Annotated in this window: 18 protein-coding genes; 9 read left to right on the top strand and 9 right to left on the bottom strand. The window is 66.5% G+C overall.

Features of this window, described 5'->3' with window-relative positions:
- Positions 1-556 precede the first annotated feature (556 nt).
- Positions 557-1,396: a DUF2510 domain-containing protein gene (locus M1D40_RS06630; RefSeq protein WP_461170608.1), complete on the top strand. Its 840-nt coding sequence runs from the start codon at positions 557-559 to the stop codon at positions 1,394-1,396.
- Between the two features lie 92 nt (positions 1,397-1,488).
- A complete protein-coding gene (locus M1D40_RS06635; RefSeq protein ID WP_461170609.1) occupies positions 1,489-2,292 on the top strand; it encodes an SRPBCC domain-containing protein in 804 nt (267 codons plus the stop codon).
- A 189-nt stretch (positions 2,293-2,481) separates the two neighbouring features.
- Here M1D40_RS06635 and glnA read toward each other — a convergent pair whose 3' ends face one another.
- Entirely contained in the window at positions 2,482-3,906 is a 1,425-nt protein-coding gene (glnA, locus tag M1D40_RS06640; protein WP_461170610.1) for a type I glutamate--ammonia ligase, read from the bottom strand.
- A 271-nt stretch (positions 3,907-4,177) separates the two neighbouring features.
- Between glnA and M1D40_RS06645 the strand changes: the two genes are divergently transcribed.
- Positions 4,178-4,624, top strand: coding sequence for an RDD family protein (locus tag M1D40_RS06645; RefSeq protein ID WP_461170611.1), 447 nt, complete (start codon positions 4,178-4,180; stop codon positions 4,622-4,624).
- Positions 4,625-4,779: 155 nt separating this feature from the next.
- Here the strand turns inward: M1D40_RS06645 and M1D40_RS06650 are convergent, their stop codons facing one another.
- From M1D40_RS06650 to lipB, 3 genes are all read right to left on the bottom strand, one after another.
- A complete protein-coding gene (locus M1D40_RS06650; RefSeq protein WP_341392620.1) occupies positions 4,780-5,532 on the bottom strand; it encodes a DUF4191 domain-containing protein in 753 nt (250 codons plus the stop codon).
- A gap of 142 nt (positions 5,533-5,674) precedes the next feature.
- Positions 5,675-6,679: a lipoyl synthase gene (gene lipA / locus M1D40_RS06655; RefSeq protein WP_461170612.1), complete on the bottom strand. Its 1,005-nt coding sequence runs from the start codon at positions 6,677-6,679 to the stop codon at positions 5,675-5,677.
- Entirely contained in the window at positions 6,676-7,395 is a 720-nt protein-coding gene (lipB, locus tag M1D40_RS06660; RefSeq protein ID WP_461170613.1) for a lipoyl(octanoyl) transferase LipB, read from the bottom strand. The genes lipA and lipB overlap by 4 nt, the downstream gene beginning before the upstream one ends.
- 97 nt (positions 7,396-7,492) lie before the next feature.
- Here lipB and M1D40_RS06665 point away from each other — a divergent pair, with 97 nt between their 5' ends.
- Positions 7,493-9,316, top strand: coding sequence for a protein kinase domain-containing protein (locus M1D40_RS06665; RefSeq protein WP_461170614.1), 1,824 nt, complete (start codon positions 7,493-7,495; stop codon positions 9,314-9,316).
- Positions 9,317-9,408: 92 nt separating this feature from the next.
- Entirely contained in the window at positions 9,409-13,044 is a 3,636-nt protein-coding gene (locus tag M1D40_RS06670; RefSeq protein WP_461170615.1) for a S41 family peptidase, read from the top strand.
- A 90-nt stretch (positions 13,045-13,134) separates the two neighbouring features.
- On the opposite strand, the gene M1D40_RS06675 is transcribed toward M1D40_RS06670, so the two are convergent.
- From M1D40_RS06675 to M1D40_RS06695, 5 genes are all read right to left on the bottom strand, one after another.
- Entirely contained in the window at positions 13,135-13,563 is a 429-nt protein-coding gene (locus M1D40_RS06675) for an OsmC family protein (protein ID WP_461170616.1), read from the bottom strand.
- Positions 13,564-13,715: 152 nt separating this feature from the next.
- Complete coding sequence (locus M1D40_RS06680) at positions 13,716-14,063, bottom strand: hypothetical protein (protein WP_341392626.1); 348 nt, start codon at positions 14,061-14,063, stop codon at positions 13,716-13,718.
- A gap of 180 nt (positions 14,064-14,243) precedes the next feature.
- A complete protein-coding gene (gene sucB / locus M1D40_RS06685; RefSeq protein ID WP_461170617.1) occupies positions 14,244-16,034 on the bottom strand; it encodes a 2-oxoglutarate dehydrogenase, E2 component, dihydrolipoamide succinyltransferase in 1,791 nt (596 codons plus the stop codon).
- A gap of 119 nt (positions 16,035-16,153) precedes the next feature.
- Complete coding sequence (lpdA, locus tag M1D40_RS06690) at positions 16,154-17,536, bottom strand: dihydrolipoyl dehydrogenase (RefSeq protein WP_341392628.1); 1,383 nt, start codon at positions 17,534-17,536, stop codon at positions 16,154-16,156.
- 204 nt (positions 17,537-17,740) lie between these two features.
- Complete coding sequence (locus M1D40_RS06695; RefSeq protein ID WP_341392629.1) at positions 17,741-19,273, bottom strand: leucyl aminopeptidase; 1,533 nt, start codon at positions 19,271-19,273, stop codon at positions 17,741-17,743.
- A 306-nt stretch (positions 19,274-19,579) separates the two neighbouring features.
- Here M1D40_RS06695 and M1D40_RS06700 point away from each other — a divergent pair, with 306 nt between their 5' ends.
- The 4 genes from M1D40_RS06700 to M1D40_RS06715 all read left to right on the top strand — a co-directional run bounded on the left by M1D40_RS06700 (position 19,580) and on the right by M1D40_RS06715 (position 25,588).
- Positions 19,580-20,623, top strand: a complete 1,044-nt coding sequence (locus tag M1D40_RS06700; protein ID WP_461170618.1) for a proteasome assembly chaperone family protein — start codon at positions 19,580-19,582, stop codon at positions 20,621-20,623.
- A gap of 18 nt (positions 20,624-20,641) precedes the next feature.
- Complete coding sequence (locus M1D40_RS06705) at positions 20,642-22,024, top strand: MFS transporter (RefSeq protein ID WP_461170619.1); 1,383 nt, start codon at positions 20,642-20,644, stop codon at positions 22,022-22,024.
- Positions 22,025-22,433: 409 nt separating this feature from the next.
- A complete protein-coding gene (locus M1D40_RS06710; RefSeq protein ID WP_461170620.1) occupies positions 22,434-23,900 on the top strand; it encodes a DUF4192 domain-containing protein in 1,467 nt (488 codons plus the stop codon).
- A gap of 479 nt (positions 23,901-24,379) precedes the next feature.
- Positions 24,380-25,588, top strand: coding sequence for an RNA polymerase sigma factor (locus M1D40_RS06715; RefSeq protein ID WP_461171019.1), 1,209 nt, complete (start codon positions 24,380-24,382; stop codon positions 25,586-25,588).
- The last annotated feature ends 196 nt before the right edge of the window (positions 25,589-25,784 follow it).

The following is a 25,784-nucleotide window of genomic DNA, read 5'->3' on the forward strand; positions in this document are numbered from 1 at the left end:
GTTGTCTGGTGGGCGCCGCAGGGGACCGCAAAGGCGCGGTGCTCCGGGTGATCAGACCCACGTTGAAGCCGGGCAACCGCGGCTCCTAGACTTAATGAAGGCCGGGATTTGTTGGCACAGCAGCGAAATCTCACTGTGCGGCACCCGCCCCGGAGCGGACACGCGGCAATCAGCCGCCCCCGGACTCCCGCATTCCCCGGTACAAGACGGCGTTCCGCCGCACCGGGCATCCCACAGCAACCATTGGAGGCATCCATGCTGAAGCATGCTGCAAACATCCGACAACGCACCCAACGTTCCACCCGGGCCCAGATCACCGCAATTATCGCGGGCTGCGTCCTTATTGCCGGCGGAGTGTCGGCTGCCGAAATTAACATGCTGAACAATTCGCAGCCCGACACATCGATAAGCACCCAGGTGGTGCCCTGACCGCCCTGCGTTTCTAGCCTTCGGTCCAGGTGCTCGATCTGGCCGGAACCGGAGCCGAAATCGGCTACGGTATGGATGACGAGCCGTTTAAGTCCCGGCTCCGCCAGTCGTCCCAGGAGAAGAACACATGACATTGCCACTGCCGGGCTGGTACCAGGATCCCGCGAACCCGGACCAGCAGAAATGGTGGGACGGCCAGAATTGGAGCACCTACACCATGCCGCTGGCAGCGGCTTCATCCCCCGGTTATGGCGGGCCGACGGCGGGGGAGGCGATACGGGAAGCGGCAGCGGACGCTGCTGCATCTGGTTCCCCGGTCCCGCCCGGCCCGTTCAGCCCCGTTGACCCGGCCTCCTTCGGCCGCTCCGGAGCCGCTGAATCCGCATCATCCGAAGCTCCGGCAGCTCCTGCCGGCGGAACCGGCACCGAAGAGGTCCAGGGATACCCCGGCGGCCAGGGATACCCCGGCGCCCAGGGATACCCCGGCGCCCAGGGATACCCCGGCGGCCAGGGATACCCCGGCGCCCAGGGATACCCCGGCGGCCGTGAACAGGGGTACCCCACCTTCCAAAGCAGCCCGCCGCAGCAGTCCCCCGGATACACTGATCCAGCCGCGGGTTACCAGGGATATCAGCAGGGATACGCGGGCATGCATCCTGCCTATTCGGGATACCCCGGGTATCAGGGGTATCCGGGCTACCCGCAGAACCCTCTGCGTTCCAACCCGCTCGCCCTGACCGGGTTTATTCTGGGGCTCGTCTCCCTCCTCATGTTTTTTATCCCGTTCGTCGGCACTCTTATCGGCCTTGCTGCCGGCTCCTTCTCCGCCATCGGGCTTTCAAACCAGCGGGACCGGGCGCCCATGTACAAGGTGTTCGGCATCATCGGTTTGGTTCTGGGCGTCATTTTTACGCTGCTGTCGCTCCTGGTCCTCGTTGCCGTGTTTGCCGACCCGTACACCAGCTAGGCCCCGTTCCTAGTTCTCGGCCGGGGCCGGCCCGACCGGCCCGGCAGTAGAAGCAGCCGCTGCCTCCCGCGACACCCTGAGGGGGATTCACGATGAACAGATGCACCGTGACCGCAGTCCCGGGAGAGCAGGGCATCTCCTTCAGCAGGGAGTTTGATGCACCCGCCAACTGGGTCTTCCGCGCATATACCGATCCGACCCTGCTGAGGCAGTGGACGAGCCCGCAGGGGAGCGAACTGGTCATTCGTGACTTCGTGGCGCGCACCGGCGGGCTGTACAACTACCGAATCGCCGGCCCTGAGCGGGAGCTGGAGTTTTTCGGATCGTTTCACGAAGTCACGGAAACACTTGGTCGTGAATACGCCGCGCGTATCGTCCGTACCGTCCAGGCCGGCGGCCGCTCCGGCCATCCGGGTCTTGAAGTGCTTCGGTTCACCGGACTGGCCAAAGGACGCTGCCGGCTCGACGGGGTGTGGGTTTTTACTTCCTCCGCAGCCCGCACTGCCGTCGCAGCAGCTGAGCCGGGCAGCTGCCTGGCGGAGAGTTTCAACCGGCTGGACGGGCTCCTCGCCTCTGCGGAGGGGGATTCCGGATCAGGGCTCTACGGGGAAACCTCGAATCACCGCCCCGGCGAGCCCCTGCGGGAATGGGATGCGGTAACTGCCCGCCGCGATCTGGCCCTAACGATTATGGGCTCAGCTTCCGAGGAGGCCATCGTCCGCCTGATCGACGGCGACCCGCTGTCCTCCGAGGACCTGATCGCCTTTGGCCGGCTTAATTCCCTGTGCGTGCTGAAGTGGTTCGAACCCCTGGTCATGCTTTTGGGGCCGGCAGGGCCGCAGATTGCTCCGGACCATGCCGGCCTGATCCGGGAAAACACGAAGCTGTTCCGCTAGTCCAGGCGCCCCCGGCGCGGTCTCCCGGCCCTCCGCGAGATGGCAGAAGGTGCCCTTATGGAGGCTGGGAACAGCCGTTACTGCCATGTGGACGAGCGGTTAACAAGGAGAGCCCGCACCATCCGCCGGAGTTTCGGCAGACGGTGCGGGCTCATCAGCGGGCGGACCCGCTGTCGTGCGTGCTAGGGCCTAGCAGCCGTAGTAGAGCTCGAACTCGTACGGGTTCGGGCGCAGCAGCAGCGGCTTGATCTCGTATTCACGCTTGTATTCAATCCAGGTGTCGATCAGGTCCTGGGTGAACACGCCGCCGGCCTGGAGGAACTCGTTGTCGTTCTCCAGCGCGTCCAGGGCCTCTTCCAGGGACCCCGGGGCCAGCTGGATGCCGCGGGCCTCTTCCGGGGGAAGCTCGTAGAGATCCTTGTCGATGGGATCGGCGGGCTCGATGCGGTTCTTGATCCCGTCCAGGCCGGCCATCAGCTGCGCGGCGAAGGCCAGGTACGGGTTCGAGGACGCGTCCGGAGCGCGGAACTCAATGCGCTTGGCCTTGGGGTTGGAGCCCGTGATCGGAATACGGATACCGGCGGAGCGGTTGCCCTGCGAGTAGACCATGTTGACCGGAGCTTCGAAGCCCTTGACCAGGCGGCGGTAGGAGTTGACCGTCGGGTTGGTGAAGGCGAGGACAGCCGATGCGTGCTTGAGGAGGCCGCCGATGTACCAGCGTGCGACGTCGGACAGGCCGGCGTAGCCCTTCTCGTCGTAGAACAGGGGAGTGGAGCCGTTCCACAGCGACTGGTGGCAGTGCATGCCCGAGCCGTTGTCGCCGAAGATGGGCTTCGGCATGAAGGTTGCGGACTTGCCCCACGCGTCGGAGACGTTCTTGACGATGTACTTGAACTTCAGCAGGTCATCGGCAGCATGCGTCATGGTGGTGAACTTGTAGTTGATCTCGGCCTGGCCGGCGCCGCCTACCTCGTGGTGGGCGCGCTCAACCTCAAGGCCGGCATTATCCAGTTCCACGCAGATGGCATCGCGCAGGTCAGCCTGCTTGTCCACGGGTGCAACCGGGAAATAGCCGCCCTTGAACGGGGTCTTGTTGCCGAGGTTTCCGCCCTCTTCCTCGCGGCCGCTGTTCCACGGTGCCTCAATGGAGTCCACCTTGTAGAAGCTGCCCTGCGGGGAGGACTCGTACTGCACGTTGTCGAACACAAAGAACTCGGCCTCGGGGGCAAAGTAGGCGGTGTCGGCAATGCCCGTGGACGCCAAGTAGGCCTCGGCGCGCTCGGCAACGCCGCGCGGGTCGCGGTGGTACGGCTCGCCGGTGCGGGGATTGACGATGGAGAAGTTCAGCGCCAGGGTCTTCTCAATGCGGAACGGATCCAGGAACGCGGTGGTCACGTCCGGAATCAGCTGCATGTCGGATTCAGCGATGCCCTGGAACCCGCGGATGGAAGAGCCGTCGAAGAGCTGGCCATTGATGAAGAAGTCGGCATCTACTGACTTCGCCGGTACATTGAAGTGCTGCTGCACTCCGGGGAGGTCGGTGAATCGGATGTCGACGAACTTTACATCTTCGTCAGCGATGAACTTGAGGACTTCGTCCGCAGTTTTGAACATCGGTACTTTGCTCCTTTTACACAATTTGGGTGGATGACTCCGGGCTGCCCGGCTTGACCTGCCCGTGGACGGAAACGGCTTCCCTGTCAACTCCTTAGAACTGTAGGGGGAGCAAATTTCTCGACCGTGTCGGCGGTGTTTCAAGCAAGTTACGCAACCGAAGTCTCTCCTCTACCCTAACGTGAACGGCCCCGTGGAAGCATTTAAGGGACGGCGCGGAAGCAATTGAGGGGCGGAGCGCGTCTGCGCCGGCGCCGGGTAGTCTTAAACGGTGGTTGATAGAAGAAGCTTAGGCTCGTGGCTGGAAGGCCCTCCCTCCGACGAAAACAGCTGGCCCGGCAAACGCCTCGGCCGGCCCAGGACAGGCCCCGGCAGCATCGGCCGGGTGGGTCCGCGCCTCGGCGGGATCATCATCGACTGGGCTCTGGCCTCGGTGGTTTCCTACGCCTTCTTCGGGTGGTCATCCACGGCTACCCTGGCGATCTTCGCCGTCGAGCAGATAGTGCTCGTTGGTCTCCTAGGCTACAGCATCGGGCACCGCGTGTTCAGCCTTCAGGTACAACGCCTTGACGGCACGGCTGCCGGCTTCCTGCCCGCTCTGGTCCGGAGCCTGCTGCTCTGCCTGGTGATTCCCGCCGTCGTGTTCGACGCCGACCAGCGGGGCCTGCACGACCGCGCCATGGGCACCGTCCTGGTCAAGGTCCAGCGCAAACGCTAAGAACGACGGCGGCGGCACACCGCTGCCGCACCTTCCCGGAACACACTGTCCCGGAACACACCGTCCCGAAACACGCCGTCCCCTAACACACGAAGGGCCCCTCCTGAGGAGGGGCCCTTCGTTGTGCTGCAGCCGGCAGTGCGCCGGCATAAGGATTAGCGTCCGCGGGAAGCCTTGCGGTCCGGGCGTGCCTTGTACGGGTCAATGCCCTTGGGGATCGGCAGGCGCGTGCCCAGGGCGGCCAGGCGCTTGTTGACGGCCTGGACTTCCTGCTTCGTCAGGGCCTTGGGCAGCTTCTTGGCCTTCTTGGCCACCTGGGACAGCGGTGTCAGGTTGTCTCCGCGGCCGGTCTGGATGATGTGGACCGGAACGTTCGGGGCAATGCGGTTCATCCGGCGGCGTTCGCCGTCGGCCAGGGCCTTGGCGCGGCCCGGGGCGCCCTCGGTGACCAGGACGATGCCGGGGCGGCCGATGGCGCGGAAGACTGCTTCCTGGCTGCGGGGGTTGATGGCAACCGGCTGCTCTTCCAGGATCCAGCCGCGGCGGAGGATGCTCAGTGCGGCGCCGGAAGCGCCGGCCTGGCCCTCAATCTGGGTGAAGGCGGCCCGCTCGGCGCGGCGGGACAAAATGAAGACGGCGGCCAGCAGGGCCAGCGGAACCGCGATGATAAGCATCGTGATCCAGTTGTCGATCAGCAGACCGATGATCAGCCCGACGGCGATGATGCCCAGGAACGCGCCCAGCATCACCCACACCAGGTTGGGGTCATTGCGCCGCGTCATCTTGAAGACATCGGCGATCTGCTTCATGCGGCCCGGGCCTTTTTTCTTCTTCTCCGCTTTGGGCTTGCGGGAGAAGAGGCCGCGGCGGGCGCTCTTGGGTGCGTCGGAATCTGTGCTGTTGGCCATAGTGGTTCAATTCTACGTGATTCGAGCGCCCGTTCCGCGCGGTCCGGTGCGCGGAAACCCTGAGGTCAGGGCTTTCCGCGTGCCGGGTTCGCGGCGGGCGTACACCGGCCGCCGCAGGGACGGGCCGGAGAGGAAAGGGTTGTCAGCTGCGGGCGAGGATGGAAGATGCCTCCTGCAGGGTGGTGCCCGAATCCTCGATGTGTGCCAGCTGCGGGGGCAGTTCCAGGCCCTTCTTGCGCATGGCACCGGCCCACAGCCGGCCGGCCCGGTACGAGGAGCGCACCAGCGGGCCGCTCATCACGCCAAGGAAGCCCAGTTCGGTGGCCTCCTCGCTGAGCTCGACGAATTCCTGCGGCTTGACCCACCGGTCCACCGGCAGGTGCCGCTCGCTGGGGCGCAGGTACTGGGTGATCGTGAGCAGGTCGCAGCCGGCGTCGTGCAGGTCCCGCAGCGCGCCGGAAATCTCCTCGCGGGTTTCGCCCATGCCCAGAATCAGGTTGGACTTGGTGACCATGCCGAGTTTCTGTCCCTGGGTGATGACATCCAGGGACCGTTCGTAGCGGAAGGCCGGGCGGATGCGCTTGAACAGCCGGGGCACGGTTTCGACGTTGTGCGCAAATACCTCGGGGCGCGCATCGCAGATGGCGGCAATGTGCTCGGGTTTGCCGGAGAAGTCCGGGATCAGGATTTCGACGCCGGTGCCCGGGTTCAACTCGTGGATCTTGCGGATGGTCTCGGCGTACAGCCAGACCCCTTCGTCTTCCAGATCGTCCCGGGCCACGCCGGTGACGGTGGCGTAGCGCAGGTTCATTTTCTGCACCGACCGGGCCACCTTGGTCGGTTCAAAAATGTCGACGGCGGAGGGCTTGCCGGTATCGATCTGGCAGAAGTCGCAGCGGCGCGTGCATTCGGAGCCGCCGATCAGGAAGGTGGCCTCCTTGTCCTCCCAGCATTCGAAGATGTTGGGACAGCCGGCCTCCTCGCAGACGGTGTGGAGGCCTTCCTTCTGCACCTGCCCCTTGAGGTGGACGTACTCGGGACCGATGTTCACCTTCGCCTTGATCCAGTCCGGCTTGCGTTCCACGGGAACGGCCACGTTGCGCTGTTCAATGCGCAGCAGGCGGCGGCCTTCGGGTGCAAGAGTCATAGGAGGGCTCCTTTCGACCGGCCGGCTGCTTCGCCGGGATCCGGGGTGGCGGCGTCCGTAGGCCGAACTGAGTGTTCGCGGACAAGGTGTCCCCGGCGGCGGAAGAGTTCTTCTTCCACGCGGGCCACCAGATCGTTCGGTGTGACTGTGCGGCCGGTTTCGGCCGAGATGGTGGTGGTGCCGGCGTCGGCTATTCCGCAGGCGATGATCTGGCTGTACGGGGCCAGGTCATTGCTGCAGTTGAGGGCGAACCCGTGCATGGTGACGCCGTGGTGGACGCGGATGCCGATGGCGGCGATTTTGCGGTCGGTGCCTCCGCCGCGGACCCAGACGCCGGAGCGTCCGGGCACCCGTTCACCGTTGATGCCGTAATCCTCGAGGACGCTGATGAGCGCATCCTCGAGGGTCTCCACATACTCGGCGACCTTCGTGGGATCCTGCAGCCGGAGGACGGGATAGCCAACCAGCTGGCCCGGACCGTGCCATGTGAGTTTTCCGCCGCGGTCCACGGGAATCACCGGGGTTCCGTCGAAGGGCCGCTCGTGCTCTTCCGTGCGCTTTCCCGCCGTGTAGACGGGGAAATGCTCCAGAAGCAGCACCGTATCCGGCGAGGTGCCGTCCAGCACCTGCGCGTGAAGGGACCGCTGCCGGTCCCAGCCATCGAGATAATTGACGTAGTGCGGGGCGAAACCGACGCGCAGGAACTCCAAAGCCATGGGGCTAGCCTAGACCGCCCGCGCCCAACTTCCGACTATGGGTTGCCTCACTTTCCTCCGGATGCCGCAGGCCAGCTGTGGATAACTTCTGCAGGCCATGGAAAATCCGTCTACAACAGAGAGCATGGACTTCAACGGGACAGCCGGGCCGGCGCATTTCCCCGTGCGCCCGCCGGCGGTCGAGCAGGGGTACCGGACCGGGGAACTGCTGGGTGAAAACGGTTCGGCATGCGTGTGGCTGGCGGTGCGCGAGCACGACGGCGCCCGGTTTGCGCTAAAGACGGCTGCGGCGGCCGGAAGCGGGCCCGCCGGGACTTTCGAGACGCGGCGCGAGCTGAACATCCTTTCGCGCTTCGAGCATGAAAACCTGCTGCAGCTGCACACGGTGCTGGAGACCGACCAGGGGCCGGGCCTGCTCATGGAGTACGCGCCCGGAGGGTCCCTCGTCCGCCTGGCAGCCCTCCGGCAAACAGTGACGCCCGGGGAGACCGTCACTGTCCTGGTCGGCGTGGGTTCCGCCCTCGCATACCTGCACAGCCAGGGAATAGCCCACGGACGGGTCTCGCCCGGCAACATTCTCTTCACAGCGCAGGGCAAGCCCCTGCTCGGCGATCTTGGAACCGACCGGCTGCTTGGCGCGCCGGGGGCAGCGGGCAGTACGCCGGCTGCGCCGGACACCGACCGCCCCGGCTCAGGATCAGTATCCGGACCGCATCAGGGTTCTCAGGCAGCCGACGTGCTGGCACTGGCTGCGGCAGGATGGCTCCTGCTGACCGGACATGCCCTGCCGCCGAGGGAGCACCGTCCGCGGCTGTCGGCCCTGGCCCCGGCCGTTCCGCCGCAGCTTGCCGAGACGGTGGAGGCGGGATTGTCAGCGGAGCCTGCCGCCCGCCCCGATGCCGCTGAATTCGTGCGGCTCGTGTTTGGCTCCGCGGTTGCCGAACCGCTGGATTTGGTCCTGCCGATTCCCGACGGCGCCGAGCCGGGAACCCAGACCCGGCACGCCCGGATTGAGCGGGGAAGGGCATCCCTCGGGCTGCAGTCCAGGGGCAGGGGACAGCACAGCGGGCGTCCGGGCCCTCAGACGCCGGAACACCGGCGGCCCAACCGGTTGCTGCTGAGCGCGGCGGCGGTCCTGGTGGCGGCCGTTGCGGGGGTTGGCGCTGTTGCGGTGGCCGCTCCCGAGCTGCTGCAGGGGCAAGGCGGGGCAGCGCCGGAACAGGGGGCTGCGCCGGGTGGAGGGATTGCACCGGGAGAAGGAACGGGGTCGGGAGAAGGAACTGTGCCGGGAGAAGGAACGGGGCCGGGAGAAGGAACTGTGCCGGGAGAAGGAACGGGGCCGGGAGAAGGAACTGTGCCGGGAGAAGAAACTGCGCCGGAAGAGGGGGCAGAAGCTGGGGAGGCAGGCCAGGGTGGGCAATCCGGCGCGGATCCGGGCACACCGGGGCAGCCGGAGCAGGGCACGGGATCCGCCGGCGGACAGGGGGCGCTGACGGGGACGCCGGAACCGGAACTCCAGGCGCTGCTCCGCGGGGATGATCCCGCGGCCGCCGCCGGTGCGCTCGCCGAACTGCGGGCGAGGGCTTTCAGCACAGCCGATGCGGCTCTGCTGGACGGGGTCAACGTCCCTGACTCGTCCGCGATGCTGGCGGACCGGGCGGAGATCGCCAAGCTGGAGGCGGCCGGCACCGTGCTCGCCGGCCTTTCCGTGGAGGTTCTGTCGGCCGGCCCTGCCGTTCCCGGGGAGGCCGGCCGCGTGAGCGTGCCCGCAGCCGTCTCCACGTCGGCTTATGCCGAGCGCGACGCGCAGGGAGGCATGGTGCGGAACGCGGCGGCACTGTCCCGCCAGGACATTGTGCTTGTCATGGTGCGCACGCCTGCCGGCTGGCGGATCGAAGCCATTCTGGCGGCCCCTGCCTGACCGGCCGGAAATGTGCCGGCGCTGGCCGGGGACTTGCCGCCGGCGGCCCTGTCCTGAGCAGTCCCGGGCCGGCAGAAAGATAGGATCGAGGAATGAGTTCAACTCCCTATCTTCGGTTTCCCGATCTGCACGACGACCTCGTTACCTTTGTAGCGGAAGATGACGTCTGGGTGGCCTCGCTGGCGGGCGGCCGCGCCTGGCGGATCTCCTCCATGCAGCTTCCGGCACGCAATCCCCGGTTTTCACCCGACGGAGCAACCATCGCCTGGAGCGTGGTGCAGGGCAGCGCGCCCGAGGTGGTGGCGGCAGACACTGACGGCGGAAACTTCCGCAGACTGACGTACTGGGGGAACCAGGGCACCCGGGTCAAGGGCTTCAGCCCCTCCGGCAGCGTGATCGCCATCAGCCCCTTCGAACACGAGGACTTCAGGCTGCGCTGGGCCTATGAAGTGCCGCTGGACGGATCCGCTCCGCGGGCCCTGCCCTACGGCCCCGTTGACGCGGTGGCCGAAGGCCCTGCCGTGGGGGATGAGCGCCCCGTCGTCGTCGGCTCAGTCATGACCCGTGAACCGGCCTGGTGGAAGCGCTACCGGGGCGGCACCGCCGGCAAGCTCTGGATTGATGCGGACGGCAACGGTGAATTCGAGCGACTCGTTCCCGAGCTGGACGGAAACCTGACGGACCCGATGTGGATTGACGGGCGGATTGTTTTCCTCTCCGACCATGAGGGATACGGCAACCTCTACTCCGTGACGCCGCAGGGGAGCGACCTGCGCCGGCACACCGATTTCGGCGAGTTTTACGTCCGGCATGCCTCCACGGACGGCCACCGGATCGTCTTCGAATCAGCCGGCGCCCTGTGGCTGCTGCCCTCCCTGGACGAGGAGGCCCGGCGGCTGGACATCTCGCTGGGATCGGCCGGAACAGGCCGCCGTCCGCAGCAGCTGAACCCCGGCGCCCATCTGGCCGGAGTGCTGCCGGATACCGAAGGTACTGCGTCCGTAGTGGAAACCCACGGCACGCTGCACTGGCTGACGCACCGCGACGGCCCGTCCCGGGTCATTGAAGCCGACTCCGCTGTGCGCGCCCGGCTGGGCCGGCCGCTTGCCGGCGGCCGGGCTGTCTATGTGGCGGACCGCGGCGGGGAGGAGTCCCTCTACGTCCGCAATGTCTTTGCAGAGCTGGAGCTGCCCGGCGGAGGCATTGCCTCCGCCGGGGAAGCCGAGGCGAAGCCGCAGGGCGCCATCCCGGCTGCCGCCGCCCCGGCTGCTGCCGAACCCGAGGTCGACCTGCCCCGTCCGGTGTCAGCGGCCACCCGCACCCCCGTCCCGGCATCGGCAGTTACGGCACCGGTGCCGGCGGAGCAGCCCGCCGCTCCGGAGTCTGCCGAAGGGCAGGGCCCGGACCAGAGTGGCGGGCAGGCCGCAGCCCGGCCCGATCAAAGCACCCGCACCCTGCGCATACCCTTCGAGAAGCCCACACGCGTAGCGCAGATCGCCGGAAGCCCTGACGGAACGGCTGTGGCTGTCTCCACCGAATACGGTGAAGTGTTCCTGCTGGATCCCGCATCCGGGGCGCTGACCCGCGTCGCCTCCACCGGGCACGGAGCCGTGGACCAGCTGACATTCTCCCCGGACTCACAGTGGCTGGCCTGGGCCGAGCCGGTGACCGGGGAAGGCGCACGGGCCCGGATCCGGCTCGTCTCCGCCGCCGACCCCGGCTCCGGAATCATTGATGTGACCGACGGCCGTTTCCGCGACCACGCGCCCGCCTTCACGGTGGACGGACGCTACCTGGCGTTCCTGTCCGAACGCAGCTTCGATCCGGTTTATGACACCCACCGCTTCGACCTGAGCTTTCCGTCGTCAACCAAGCCTTTCCTCGTGGCACTGGCGGCGGACACTCCGTCACCGTTCGGCCCCTCCGTCCACGGGCTTCCGGTGCCGCGGGCAGAGAAGCTCCGGGTAGCTTCGGACGACGCGGCCGACACGGTTCCGGCCGGCCCCCGGTCGGTGATCGACGCCGCCGGCATCCAGGACCGCATCATTGCGGTGCCCGTGCCCCAGGGCCGCTACGAAAAGCTCACGGCAGCCGACGGCGCGCTGCTGTGGCTCGCCTCCGACAGCTACGGCGTAACCGGTGACGGCCGGGCCTCAACCCGAGACCGCCAGCCCGCCGGCCGGCTGGAGCGTTTCGACCTGGAGAAAAAGGACGTGTCCGTCCTGGTGCCGGCACTGGATGACTACGAGATCAGCGGTGACGGACGGAAGGTCGTCTACGTCCACGAACAGCAGGTGCATGCGGTGCCGTCCTCGTCGCAGGCCGACGACGACTCACCGGAACACATCACGGTGGACCTCGGCCGGATCCGCGTGCAGCTGGAACCCGTCAAGGTCTGGGGCCAGGAGTTTGACGAGGCCTGGCGGCTGCAGCGGGACTTCTTTTGGGCGCCGGACATGGGCGGACTGGACTGGGAAGGCATCCATGCCCGGTACCGTCCGCTGGTGGAGCATCTCGGCTCGCATGATGACCTGGTGGACCTCCTATGGGAGATGCACGGCGAACTGGGAACCTCGCACGCCTACGTGATGCCCAAACCGGCGGCAGAGCCCGGAGCCGGCGCCCAGGGCTTCCTGGGGGCGGACCTGCGCCCAGCCCCGGGCGGCTGGGAAGTGGTGCGGATTCTGTCCTCGGAATCCTCGGACCCCCAGGCGGTGTCACCGCTGGCGGCGCCCGGAGCCGACGTCCACCCCGGCGACCTCATTGCCGCCGTCGACGGGCGGCCGGTGTCCGCAGAACAGGGCCCCGCGCCGCTGCTTGCCAATGCCGCCGGCCGGACCGTGGAACTGACCGTCGTCCGCTCCCCGGAGGACGGTGCCGGGGCACCCCGGCAGCGCCGCATCGCCGTCGTGCCCCTGAGGAGCGAAGAACGCCTGCGCTACCAGAACTGGGTCGCGGCCAACCGCCGGATAGTCCGGGAGGCCTCCAACGGCGGTTTCGGCTACCTGCACATTCCCGACATGGTTGCCAGCGGCTGGTCCCAGCTGCACCGCGACCTGGACCAGGAATCGTCCCGCAACGCCCTGATCGTGGACGTGCGGCGCAACCGCGGCGGCCACACCTCACAGCTGGTGGCGGAACTGATCGGCCGCAAGGTCACCGCCTGGACGCTGGCGCGCGGCGAGCAGCCCGGAACCTACCCGGCACATGCTCCGCGGGGACCGGTGGTGATCCTCACCGACGAGTTTGCCGGGTCCGACGGCGACATCATCACCCAGGTGGCCAAGCTGCGCGGAATCGGGCCCGTGGTGGGCATGCGGACCTGGGGTGGAGTTGTCGGCATTGACGGCCGCTTCAAGCTGGTGGACGGGACCGGCGTCAACCAGCCGCGGTACGGCTTCTGGATCACGGGCGGCATCGACTGGACGGTGGAAAACTACGGGGTCGATCCGGACATCGAAGTACCGTTCCCGCCGCATGCCTACGCAGCAGGAGAGGATCCCCAGCTGGAGCACGGCGTGGGCATCCTGAAGGAGATGCTCTCCGAGCTGCCCACCGACGAGCCGCCGGCACTGGCCGGCTACCCGTCGCTGCAGCCGGCACCGCTGCCGCCGCGCCGGCAGCCGAAGCCCGACGCCGACGCCGGCGGGCAGCATGGCCGGACGGGCACGCCGGGACCGGTGTCGGCCGCCGGGACGGCCGTTGACCGGGAGGCAGGCAGGCACTAGCCCGGCCCAAACCTCACCGAACCCCCGCACGGCAGAAGGTGCCGTTCCCGAAGACATCGGGAACGGCACCTTCTGCCGTGTCGCGCGGGGTTAGGACTCCAGTGTTGCCTCCAGCGAGATCTTGATCCCGGCGAGGGCCTGGGAGACGGGGCAGCCGCTCTTGGCGGCCTCGGCGATGTCCTCGAACTCTTCGGCGGTGAGGCCCGGGACAACGGCCGTGACCTTGAGCAGGCTTTCGGTGATGCCGGTGCCGGGAACGAAGGTAACGTCGGCGGACGTTTCAATGCGCTCAGCGGTCTTGCCGGCTTCGGCCAGGCCGTTGCTGAAGGCCATGGAGAAGCAGGCGGAGTGCGCCGCGGCAATGAGTTCCTCAGGGCTGGTCTTGCCGTTGGCTTCCTCGGCGCGGGCCTTCCACGTAACGTCGTAGGTTCCCAGGCCCGAGCTGTCGAGGGTGACCTCGCCCTGGCCGTTGAAGAGATCGCCGTTCCAGACGGTGTGGGCTGAGCGGACTGTAGCCATGGGGGCTCCTTAAAAGCGGATGGGATGAAGGCCGGCAGGCGCCGGCGCTTCATCCCATCCTATTCAGACTCGTGCGGCAGGATCTACTGCCGCGCAGCCGCCGGAGCCGCTGCGCAGCCGAGACAATCCGCAGGCATACCTGTCAGGCGTGGTTACCACATGGTGGCGAGGGCGATGTTGACGACCGTCAGGATGCCGACGCCGTTGGCCAGGAGTCCGCTCACCGGCTGGTCCTTCTTGTAGCGGCGCTGGCCGATGAAGGCGAGTACGGCAATCACCAGGGCAAGCACCAGCTTGACGGCGATCTTGATGTGGTTGACGTCGCCGTCACCCATCTCGGCCAGGCCGACGAGAAGGAGGCCGGTGACCAGCTGCAGCAGTGCGCCGTGGAACTGGCCCGGCATGACCGTGGGGTTCTTGATCCTGGCGAACCAGAGGCCGACGATGATGGCGGCGCCGAGGATGTGCAGGAAAACGAGGAAGCTCTGTAGGAAGTCCATGATTCCAGCTTACCGACACTCTGTCAGCATTATCGAACCGGAAGGGGCCCGCCCGAATAACACTTCGACAACATGTAGAAATAGGGCCGGGGGCCGTGCGGGCGGGGGAGCGCCGGACGGCGAAGGGCGCCTCCCCGAGGGGGAAGCGCCCTTCGCATGATGCGCCGGAGGGGTCCGGAACTACAGGCCCAGGTCGGCCGAGAAGTTGCCTTCTTCGAGCCGTGCCTTCAGCGTCTGCAGGAAGCGTCCTGCATCGGCGCCGTCCACCAGGCGGTGGTCGTAGGACAGGGACAGGTACATCATGGAGCGGATGGCGATGGTGTCATTGCCCTCGGCGTCGGTCAGGACGACGGGACGCTTCACGATCGCACCGGTGCCCAGGATGCCCACCTGCGGCTGGTTGATGATCGGAGTGTCGAAGAGCGCGCCCACGGAACCGATGTTGGTGATCGTGAACGTCCCGCCGGAAAGCTCGTCGGGTCCGATCTTGCCGTTCTTGGTCCGCGAACCGACGTCGCCGATGCGCTTGGCCAGACCGGCGATGTTCAGGTCGCCGGCGTCATTGATGACCGGAACCAGCAGGCCCTTTTCGGTATCCACGGCGATCGCCAGGTGCTCGGCGTCGTGGTACGTGATCTGCTGGGCTTCCGAATCGTAGGAAGCGTTCAGCTTCGGGTGCTGCTTCAGGGCTTCGGTCACTGCCTTGGCAATGAACGGCAGGAAGGTGAGCTTCGCGCCGTTCTGGGCCGCGAACGATTCCTTGGCGGAGGCGCGCAGCTTGGCGATGCGCGTCATGTCCACTTCCTGGACCTGGGTCAGCTGCGCGGAAACCTGCAGCGACTCGACCATGCGGCGGGCGATCGTCTGGCGGATCCGCGGTGCCTTCACCGTGGTGCCGCGCAGCTTGGCGCTTGCTTCGCTGATCTGTGCCGGTGCTGCCTTGTCCGAGGACGAGGACGAGGAAGCCGGGGACGCAGCCGGTGCGGCGGCGGGCTTGGACTCCGCTGCCTTCTTGGCTTCGGCAGCCTCCAGGACATCCTGCTTGCGGATGCGGCCGGCCACGCCGGAACCCTTGACCGTGGACAGGTCCACGCCGTGCTGGTTGGCAAGCTTGCGCACCAGCGGGGTGACGTAGGTGCCTTCGGACTCGGAGGCGGCGGGAGCATCCTGCTTCGGAGCTTCCTGCTTGGGAGCCTCAGCCTTGGGCTCAGGCTTCTTCTCCTCCTGCTTCGGGGCAGGTGCTTCTTCCTTCTTCGGCTCTGCAGCCGGGGCTTCGCGCTCGTCGTTGGAGGCTGCCGCTACGGGCTCGGCTTCCTTCGGCTCGGCCTTGGCCGGAGCGGCGGCACCGGAACCGATGACGGCCAGAACGGCGCCAACCTCGGCGGTGTCGTCCTCGTTGACGCGGATTTCCAGCAGCTTGCCGGCAACGGGGGAGGGGATCTCGGTGTCGACCTTGTCGGTGGAGACCTCGAGCAGCGGCTCGTCAACCTCGACGTCGTCGCCCACGGCCTTCAGCCAGCGGGTGACGGTGCCTTCGGTGACGGACTCGCCCAGTGCAGGCAGAGTGACGTCGGTGCCTTCGCCGGAGCCGCTCTCAGCGCCGGAGTCGGAGGACTCGGCGGGAGCTTCCGTTGCCGGAGCTTCCTCGGCGGGGGCCTCTTCAGCTGCCTGCGCGGAGGGGGCTTCCTGGTTGGCGGCGCTGCCGCCGTCGTCCATCTGCTCGCCGGAACCGGAGCCGTCGCCGATGCGGACGAGTGCCTCGCCCACTTCGGCGGTCTCGTCTTCGGCAACGAGGATTTCTTCAATGACGCCGGCAATCGGCGACGGGATTTCGGTGTCCACCTTGTCGGTGGAAACTTCCAGCAGCGGCTCGTCTACCTCGACGCTGTCGCCCACGGCCTTGAGCCAGCGGGTGACGGTGCCTTCGGTGACGCTTTCACCAAGGGCGGGTAAGTTCACGGTTTCAGACATATTGTCCCCGTTTCTCCTTATTAGATCTGTTGACCAGCCGTACCGCTGGTGCTGGTGGTGGAAAGCCTAGTGCACCCGGAGGGTTGGCTGCCGGGTGCACTAAGCAGGTGATTCTTGTCCTAGCCGTGCAGCGGCTTGCCGGCGAGGGCCATGGCGGCCTCACCGAGGGCTTCGTTCTGCGTCGGGTGGGCGTGCAGCAGGCTCGCCAGGTCCTCCGGGTAGGCTTCCCAGTTCACGATCAGCTGTGCTTCGCCGATCTGCTCGCCGATGCGACCGCCGATCATGTGGACGCCCACGATGGGGCCGTCCTTTTCGCGGACCATCTTGATCAGGCCGGAGGAGCCCAGGATGGAGGTCTTGCCGTTGCCGGCCAGGTTGTATTCCTGGACCTGGACGTTCTCGTCGCCCAGCTTGGCCTTGGCTGCCTTTTCGGTCAGGCCCACTGAAGCAATTTCCGGCTCGCAGTAGGTAACCTTCGGGATGTTGACGTCTTCGACGATGACCGGCTTGAGGCCGGCGATCTCCTCGGCCACGAAGATGCCCTGCTGGAAGCCGCGGTGGGCGAGCTGCAGGCCGGGAACGATGTCGCCGACGGCGTACACGTTGCCCACGCCGGTGTGCAGGCGGTCGTTGGTGATGACAAAGCCGCGGTCCATGGTCAGGCCGGCTTCTTCGTAGCCCAGGTTGGCGGTAACCGGTCCGCGGCCCACGGCCACGAGCATCAGGTCAGCTTCATAGGTCTTGCCGTCGGCAAGCGTGACGACAACGCCGTCGTCGTTCTGCTTTACGTTGTCGAAGAAGATGCCGGTGCTGAACTTGATGCCGCGCTTCTTGTACGCACGCTCCAGCTGCTTGATGATTGCAGCGTCTTCGTTCGGGACCAGGGAGGGCAGGCCCTCAATGATGGTGACGTCCACGCCGAAGGAGTTCCAGACCGAGGCGAACTCGACGCCGATGACGCCGCCGCCCAGAATGATGGCGCTCTTGGGGATGGTGTCCATCTTCAGGGCCTGGTCCGAAGTGATGACCTTGCCGCCGATTTCCAGTCCCGGCAGTGAGCGGGAGTAGGAGCCGGTGGCCAGGATGATGTTGGCGCCGGTGTAGGTCTCACCGTTGACCTCAATGGTCTTTTCGCTGGTGAGCTTGCCTTCACCCTCAATGACGGTGATGCCCTTGGACTTGATCAGGCCCTGCAGGCCGCGGAACTTGCCCGCAATGATGTTGTCCTTGTAGGAGTTGACCGCCGTCATGTCCACGGAATCGAAGGTGGCGTTGATGCCGTACTTCGATGCGGACTTGGCGTTCTCGGCGATTTCCGCCGAGTGCAGCAGCGCCTTGGTGGGGATGCAGCCGTTGTGCAGGCAGGTGCCGCCCAGCTTTCCCTTTTCAATGAGTCCTACGGAGAAACCCAGCTCCACGGAGCGAAGGGCTGCGGCGTAACCGCCGCTTCCTCCTCCAAGGATCAGGATGTCGAATTCTTGCGCAGTTGCCTTTTCGGCCACTTGGACGCTCCCTCGCGTAATCGGTGACGCACATGGGCGCGTCGTTTTAGTGATTTGGGCGGTTGTGATTGTCTCTCACACTATCCCGCCGGCAGGCCTCCATCCACTCGGTGAAGGCCCGCCGGCGGGAAGTGTAACGAGAAACACCAGTCACAACAGTCGTTCCGGGTGGTCCCTGTACGGGGCCGGTGCTATAGGCCGCGCCTAGGCGGAGCGGGACACCACGTCTTCGGCGTACGCAACAAGCGTGCGGACGGCGACGCCGGTGCCTTCCTTGGGCGTGTAGCCGTAGGGCGATCCTTCGTTGAAGGCCGGGCCGGCGATGTCGAGGTGGGCCCAGGGAATCTTGACGCCGTCGACCTCGCCGACAAATTCGCGCAGGAAGCTGGCGGCCGTCATCATGCCGCCGAACCGCTCGCCGTGGTTGGCGATGTCCGCGACGGAGGAATCCAGGCTGGCGCGCAGTTCTTCGGGAATGGGCATCGGCCAGAAGAGTTCTCCGGAGCGGTCCGCGGCGGCCTTCACGGCGTCGCGCACGCCTTCCTCGCCCATGACGGCCGAGACCCGGTTGCCCAGGGCGATCATCTGCGCGCCGGTGAGGGTGGCAACGTCGATCAGTACGTCCGGAGCCTCCTCGGAGGCAGCGACCAGGCCGTCGGCCATGACCAGGCGGCCTTCGGCGTCGGTGTTCAGGACTTCCACGGTGCGGCCGCCGTAGGTCGTCATGACGTCGCCGGGGCGCTGGGCAGTACCCGAGGGCATGTTCTCGGCCAGGCACAGCCAGGCAGTGACTTTGAGGGGCAGCCCGAGTTCAGCGATCGCCAGCAGGGCGTTCAGGACGACGGCGGCGCCGCCCATGTCGCACTTCATGGTCTGCATGCCGGCGGCCGGCTTCAGGGACAGTCCGCCGGAATCAAAGGTGATGCCCTTGCCGACCAGCGCGAGCTTGGCCTTGGCACGCTGCGGCGCGTATTCCACCTTGACCATGCGCGGCGGACGGGAAGAACCCTTGCCTACACCGATCAGTCCGCCGAAGCCGTCGCGCTCAAGCTTCTTTTCGTCCATGACCGTGACCTTGACCTTCGCCGACAGCGGCTTGGCAAGGTCCTTGGCGGCGGAGGCGAAGGTTTCCGGATAGAGGTGGCTCGGAGGCTGGTTCACCAGGGTGCGGGTGGCGTTCACGGCCCGGCCCAGGATCCGGGCACGTTCCAGCGCCGGCTTCAGTGCCTTCTCCTCGGCGGCGGGAGTAACAACGATGATGCTGCGGACCGGTTCCTTGGGTGCGGTGGCCTTGTCCGTGCGGTGCTCGGTGTAGCTGTAGGCGCCGAACAGGGCGCCCTCGGCAACTGCGGCTGCGTCGGCCACGGTGGCGGCGGGCAGGGCCAGGGCCACCGATTCGGTGCCGGCCAGCTGGCGGACTGCGGATCCCGCAGCGCGGCGCAGGGCCTCTTCGCTCAGGGGAACCCCTGCGGTGACCTTGCCGACGCCGGCCAGGACAAGCATCTCTGCTTCGAGTTCGGGCAGTCCGGGCAGGCGGTGGACCTCGTCTGCGGCACCGGTGACTCCGAGGAGGGGCAGGGACGCGGCGAGGGCCGAAGCGGCCTTCGGGCTCAGCGGGCTTTCAACCAGAACGGGGCCGCCGGAGGTCTGGCCAATTCCCACTACCAGTGCCTGGGCCGGCACTTTCTGCACGTCCCGGGAGACCACCGACAGATTTGGCTCGTTCGTTTTGACCACGAAGTTTCATCCTTACGTTTGCACGAATTTGGTTGCTGGTGCCGCGTACTCCCGCGTCCCGCGTAATGCCGGAGCGGCTCCTCAGTACAGATCGTAGTCTCTTGCCGGCGCCGCAGCGGCCCGTGAAGCGGGAGTGCGCCCTCGGCGGACGGGAATGAAACGCAGGGACGGCGGCGTTTACCCTTGAGTAAACAGCGCACCCTGCGCCGCCCCAGCCGCGAGCGGAGATTTCCTCCGCAGCCTGAGCGGGGACACCACCGCAAACCTCGGGAGACCGAAGCACATGGAAGCACTGAAGGGGAAGACATGCTTGATCCGCTGACCCTGTTCAATCTGAATCCGGAGGTGGCTGACGACGCCGACCTGCACGGGTTGCAGCTTCTGATGGGCTTTACCGGCTTTGCCGAGGCCGGCCACGTCGTCTCCCAAATCCGCGACGAGCTGCTGGAAACGCTCGATCATGACCTGGTGGCGTCCTTCGACGTCGACCAGCTCATCGACTACCGCGCCCGCCGCCCCCAGATCGCCTTTGCAGAAGACCACCTGGCGGACTACGAGCCGCCGCTGCTTAACCTCTACCGGCTTTACGACGGCCTGGGCGAGCCCTTCCTCTTCCTGACCGGGTTCGAACCCGACGTGCAGTGGGAACGGTTCGCCGCCGCCGTCGTGCATCTGGCCAAGACCTTTGACGTGCAGCAGGTGAGCTGGATCCACTCGATTCCCATGCCCGTGCCGCACACCCGCCCCGTGGGCGTGACCGTCCACGGCAACCGGCCCGACCTCATGGCGGGCATCAGCTCGTGGCGGCCTAGCGCGCAGATCCAGGCAGCAGTGGGCCACATCCTGGAACTGCGCCTGACGCAGGCAGGAATCGACGTCGTCGGCCACGCCATGCACGTGCCGCACTATTTGGCGGAAGCGGAGTTCCCGCCTGCGGCGGTGGCGGGCCTGGAGTACCTGGGCGCGGCCGCGTCACTGGTGCTGCCCACCGACCGGCTGCGCGAAGCCGGACGCGACGTCGAACGCCAGATCGCCGAACAGGTGGAGGCCTCGGCGGAAGTCAAGGGCGTTGTGGCTACGCTGGAGAAGCGCTACGACGAATATACGGACAGCACCGTGCGCCGTTCCCTGCTCGTGAAGGACAACGACGAGCTTGCGGATGCGGAGGAACTCGGGGCTGCGGTCGAGGCATATTTGGCCAGCCCGCAGGCCGAGGAGGAATCCGAGGCGCTGTGGCCGGAGAATCATGAAAGCTTAACGGAGGACTCAGAAACTGGTGGGAACACTGACACGTCGGGACAGCCGGGCCGGGAGTCCGGAACGGCACCGCGGGACTACCCCAGGGACTAACGGCACGGAGGTGCTGCCGTGAACAGCACCCGCGCCTGGCTCGTCTGGGGCATCAGTGTCCTGGCCTATCTTGCCGCCGTAACCCAGCGGACGACTTTCGGCGTTGCCGGGCTGGAGGCCACCGAGCGGTTTGACGCCACTGCCTCCATCCTTTCGGTTTTTACCGTGGTGCAGCTGCTGGTGTATGCCGGACTGCAGATTCCCGTCGGCGTTCTCGTGGATCGGTTTGGCCCCCGCCTGCTGATTGCCGGCGGTGCCGCGCTGATGCTGGCCGGACAGCTGCAGCTGGCCACCGCCGACTCGGTGGGCGGCGGCATCCTTGGCCGTTCGCTGGTGGGTGCCGGTGACGCCCTGACCTTCATCAGCGTCCTTCGGCTGCTGCCGGCCTGGTTCGACGGCCGGCACATCCCCGTCCTGACCCAGTGGACCGGCATCATCGGCCAGCTGGGCCAGATTGCCAGCGCGGTTCCGTTCGCGTTTGTCCTGCATAAATTCGGCTGGAACACTGCCTTTGTATCCGCGGCGTCCCTCTCCGTCCTGACCCTCGTCCTCACCCTGCTTGTGGTGCGCAACCGTCCCCGCGGGGCTGAGGCGCCGCCGCTGCTGCCCCTTCGCCAAACCGCCACGTCGCTCGCCGAGGCCTTCCGGCAGCCCGGCACGAGGCTGGGCATGTGGACCCACTTCACCATCCAGTTCCCGGGAACCGTCTTTGTCATGATGTGGGGCTTCCCGTACCTGGTCAGTGCCGAAGGAGTGGAATCCTCCCGGGCATCGGCCCTGATGACCCTGTTTGTTGTGGTAGCGGTGGTATGCGGTCCGTGGCTGGGCTCCTGGGTGGGGCGCCACCCGCTGCGGCGGTCCACCATGGTGCTCCTGATCGCTGCCGCCATGGCTGGCGCCTGGCTCTCCGTACTGCTGTATCCGGGTCCGGCACCGCTGTGGCTGCTCGCGGTGCTGGTGGCCGTGCTGGCTGTCGGCGGACCCGGGTCCATGATCGGCTTTGATTTCGCCCGGACCTACAACCCGGGCCACCGGCTGGGCACTGCCACGGGCATTGTGAATATCGGCGGGTTCATCGCCTCGCTGGTTTCCATGTACCTGATCGGGGTGGTGCTGGATGTGCTGAACGCCTCCGGCTTTTCCGGGGGAGACCTGTATGCCCTGGATTCATTCCGGATTGCGCTTGCCGTCCAGTTCGCGGTGATGGCCCTGGGGGTTGTCGGTATCCTCCGGACCAGGTCCCGGGTCCGCGCTCGCATGGCCGAGAACGGACTCCGGCTGCCGCCGCTGAGGCAGGCAATTGCCCGGGAACGGCAGGCGAAGCAGGCTGCCCGCAGGTCCCGGCAGGGCGGGGGCGGTCCCGACGGCGATTCCGGTGCCGCCGAGTCCGGCTCCGAGTAGCGTCCTCGGGCGGCAGCACCGGCAGCGTGCCGAGCTGCCGTGTCGATGATCTGCAGGATGGATTCTCCGGAAAAGCCCCTGATCTGCACGATAGGTCGCCTCCGTACCTGCTTGCCCCCGCAGGAGCCGACTTTCGTGCAGACCAGAGCCGTCTGTCGTGCAGATGACGGGCCATCAAACCCGTCCGGCGTCCACATTGTTCAGATGACGCCATCGAGTTGGTGAACTGATCCTTCGTGCAGTTATGCAGATACTCGTGCAGGTATGGGGCACGCCGCGGAGCAAATCCTTCGGATAGATGGCCGGACTCTTCCTCCACGGCGGACAGCAGCACACCCATGCCGGGTTTGTGTCCACAGTTGCCCTGCGCCGGATGGCCGGGCTGCGGTGAGCGCGCGACCCTCGAGGCATGACGAACTCTCCCAGCGGCCGATACGCGCAGGATCCGTTTCCGGTCAGCGGACCGGTGGACATCCTCGCCTTCATACCCCACAGCCTCGGTTTTGTTCCGCACGAGTCCCTGGTGCTCATGACCATGGATTCCTCGAGGCTCGGCGCCACGCTGCGGCTTGACTTGCCGGACCCAGCGGTTGATTACTCGGATTTCGCCGTCCGGGTCACGGAGCTGCTGCGTTCCGACGGATCCGCCAACGGCGTCCTGATGGCGATGTACACCCACCGCAAGTGGAAGAAACCGGGCTTTCCGCCCCACCGCAGACTCATCGATCAGCTCGGCCGGCACCTCTCGGAGGCAGGGCTTCCCCTCCGCGACGGGTGGCTCGTGTCAGACAGTACCTGGCGGGAGTACTTTTGCACCGACAGCGACTGTTGCCCCTGGCCGGGCCACTCGCTGGGCCAGATCACCGACAGTACCCTCAGTGCCGAAATGGTCTTCCAGGGCAGCGCCTACGCGCGTTCCCTGGAAGAAGCCGTCGGCTGTGACCTGCCGCGGGAGTGGGCAAACGCCGAAGAAGCTGCACGGCACCGGACGCTGTACACCCGGCGGCTCACGGGGCGCTGGTGCCGGCGTTCCCAGTTTGCCGGCACCCTCGCATTCTGGGAGGCGTTGTGGAACGGGGCTGCGCCGGAGGAGCCGGGCGGGTCTGAGCGGCCCCCGGCGGGGAAGGGCTGCCCGCAGCTGCGCACGGACCCCGAGGCGGCCGGTTTCCTACTGGCCAGCCTGCATGCCCGGCCGGTGCGCGACACCCTCTTGGTGATGGCCGCTCTGGGCAGCGGCGCCGCTCTGGACGGGGCCGAGGCCTGCGGGCTGCTGTCAGACCAGGAGGGAGCACCGTTGCTGCCGCCAAACAGCGGACAGGCGCACGCGTGGCTGGCACCGGATGGGGGATCGCCGGACCACGGTCCCGAAACGGCCGCGGACCCCGGCCGACGAGCAGTCCCCGCTGCGGTACCCGGAACGGCATCGGAGCCCGGACCGCGGACGGTCCCGACACCGGGACCCGGGAGAGGCGGCGGGCTGCGGCGGAATGCTCCATCCGATCCGGGGCAGGATTTCCGTGACGTGCTGGTCGGTGCATATGCAGGAGTTCCGGACTGGGCCGGAATGGATGCGGCGTTTGCGGTCTTCAGCGAACTGCTTGCGGCCGCTTCAGGGGGCGGTACGGATGGAGCGCACGTCGACCGTGAAGCCGCCGCCGCCCTGCTCAGCCTCTTGGCGTGGATCGAATGGGCTCGGGGGAGGGGGTCCCGGGCCCGGGTCTACCTGTCCCGGTGTCTGGAGGGTTATCCGGGGTACCGGCTGGCGGAACTGCTCGACGAGCTCCTGGCCACCGGCATGTTTCCGGTCTGGGCCCGAAACGCTGAAACCGCCTGGCGCTCAGCACCGGAACAGTACCCGGGCACCGCCCGGGCCTAGGTTCCACTGCGCCGGGCTTTCGCCGTATATCGCCATATGCAGGTCGTTGCGGCGTCAGACGGCCCCTGATCGGGACCCCGGAGGGCAGGGCCGGCCGTGCCGACGGCGGGAGAACGCGGAGGAAACCGGCAGGTTCGGCCGCGGTATCGGCCCGGGCAGTGATGGCGGCTGCAGGAAATCATGAGACAATGGGAACCGAGACCCGGTCGGGTTCGTGTATCAAGTGTCGCTTTTGGGCCTTTTGCCGTTTGTGCAGAGGGAACAGAAACCGCCGCACGTGTGTTCCATTAAGAGCACCGCGTGGATGGGATCGCTTGAAATCAAGCACGGACTTGACAGGGTCATAGTGGTGTTGCCCCCAATGGCGATTCCACAGCCCGCCGTATGAAAGGTTTTCTGTGTCGCCGAGAAAGACAACTGCAGTCGAAGAGACTGACACTGCAAGCAAGCGCACTGCCGCAGACGAAGCTTCGGCTCCGATGGAACCCGCTGCCGGCGAAAAGACCGCGGTGAAGACAGTCCGCAAGCCTGCAGTGCGGAAGCCTGCCGCAGCTAAGTCAGGTACCACTGCAGCCGGCCGCAAAACCGCCGCCAAGACAGCCAAGTCGGCAAAGGCCGCCGCAGCCGCCGAAGAGGATGAGCAGCAGACAGACTCCGAGCCCGCTGAGCCGGACCTGGATGCCGCGGACGCACCCGAGGCCGCGCCGACCGGTTCAGGATTTGTGTACTCCGATGCCGACGACGACGACGCCCCTGCTCAGCAGGTCGTCTCCGCCGGTGCCACCGCAGATCCGGTCAAGGACTACCTGAAGCAGATCGGTAAGGTTGCCCTGCTGAACGCAGAGCAGGAAGTCGATCTGGCTCTGCGCATCGAAGCCGGGCTCTTTGCCGAAGAGAAGCTCGCAGCCGATCCGGATATGGACCCCAAGCTCAAGCGCGAGCTGGAGTTCATCGTCCATGACGGCAAGCGTGCCAAGAACCACCTGCTGGAGGCCAACCTCCGGCTCGTGGTCTCACTGGCCAAGCGTTACACCGGCCGCGGCATGCTTTTCCTGGACCTCATCCAGGAAGGAAACCTGGGCCTGATCCGTGCCGTCGAGAAGTTCGACTACACCAAGGGCTTCAAGTTCTCCACCTATGCCACCTGGTGGATCCGCCAGGCCATCACCCGCGCCATGGCTGACCAGGCCCGCACCATCCGCATTCCGGTGCACATGGTCGAGGTCATCAACAAGCTGGCCCGCGTCCAGCGCCAGATGCTGCAGGACCTGGGCCGCGAGCCCGCCCCTGAAGAGCTGGCCCTGGAACTGGATATGACCCCTGAAAAGGTCGTGGAAGTGCAGAAGTACGGCCGCGAGCCGATCTCCCTGCATACTCCGCTGGGTGAAGACGGAGATTCCGAGTTCGGTGACCTCATTGAGGACTCCGAGGCTGTTGTTCCGGCTGACGCCGTGAGCTTCACACTGCTGCAGGAGCAGCTGCACTCGGTGCTGGACACCCTCTCCGAGCGTGAAGCCGGTGTTGTGGCCATGCGCTTCGGCCTGACCGACGGCCAGCCCAAGACGCTGGATGAGATCGGAAAGGTTTACGGGGTTACCCGTGAGCGGATCCGTCAGATCGAATCCAAGACCATGTCCAAGCTGCGCCACCCGTCCCGCTCCCAGGTCCTGCGCGACTACCTGGACTAAGCAATTCGGGTCCGCCCGCGCAGTGGTTTTGCACCGCCGCAGCAGGCAGCCTCAACGCCTCCGATCCGCAGAAGCGGGTCGGAGGCGTTGTGCGTTTCCGCGCCATTCCACTACAAGGCCGCAAAAACACGGCGGCACCCATGAAAAAGGCTCCTCCCGCCGGGGAGGAGCCTTTTTCAAGGTGTGTGGAGCCCGG

The sequence above is a fragment of the Arthrobacter sp. Z1-15 genome, from assembly GCF_054792395.1.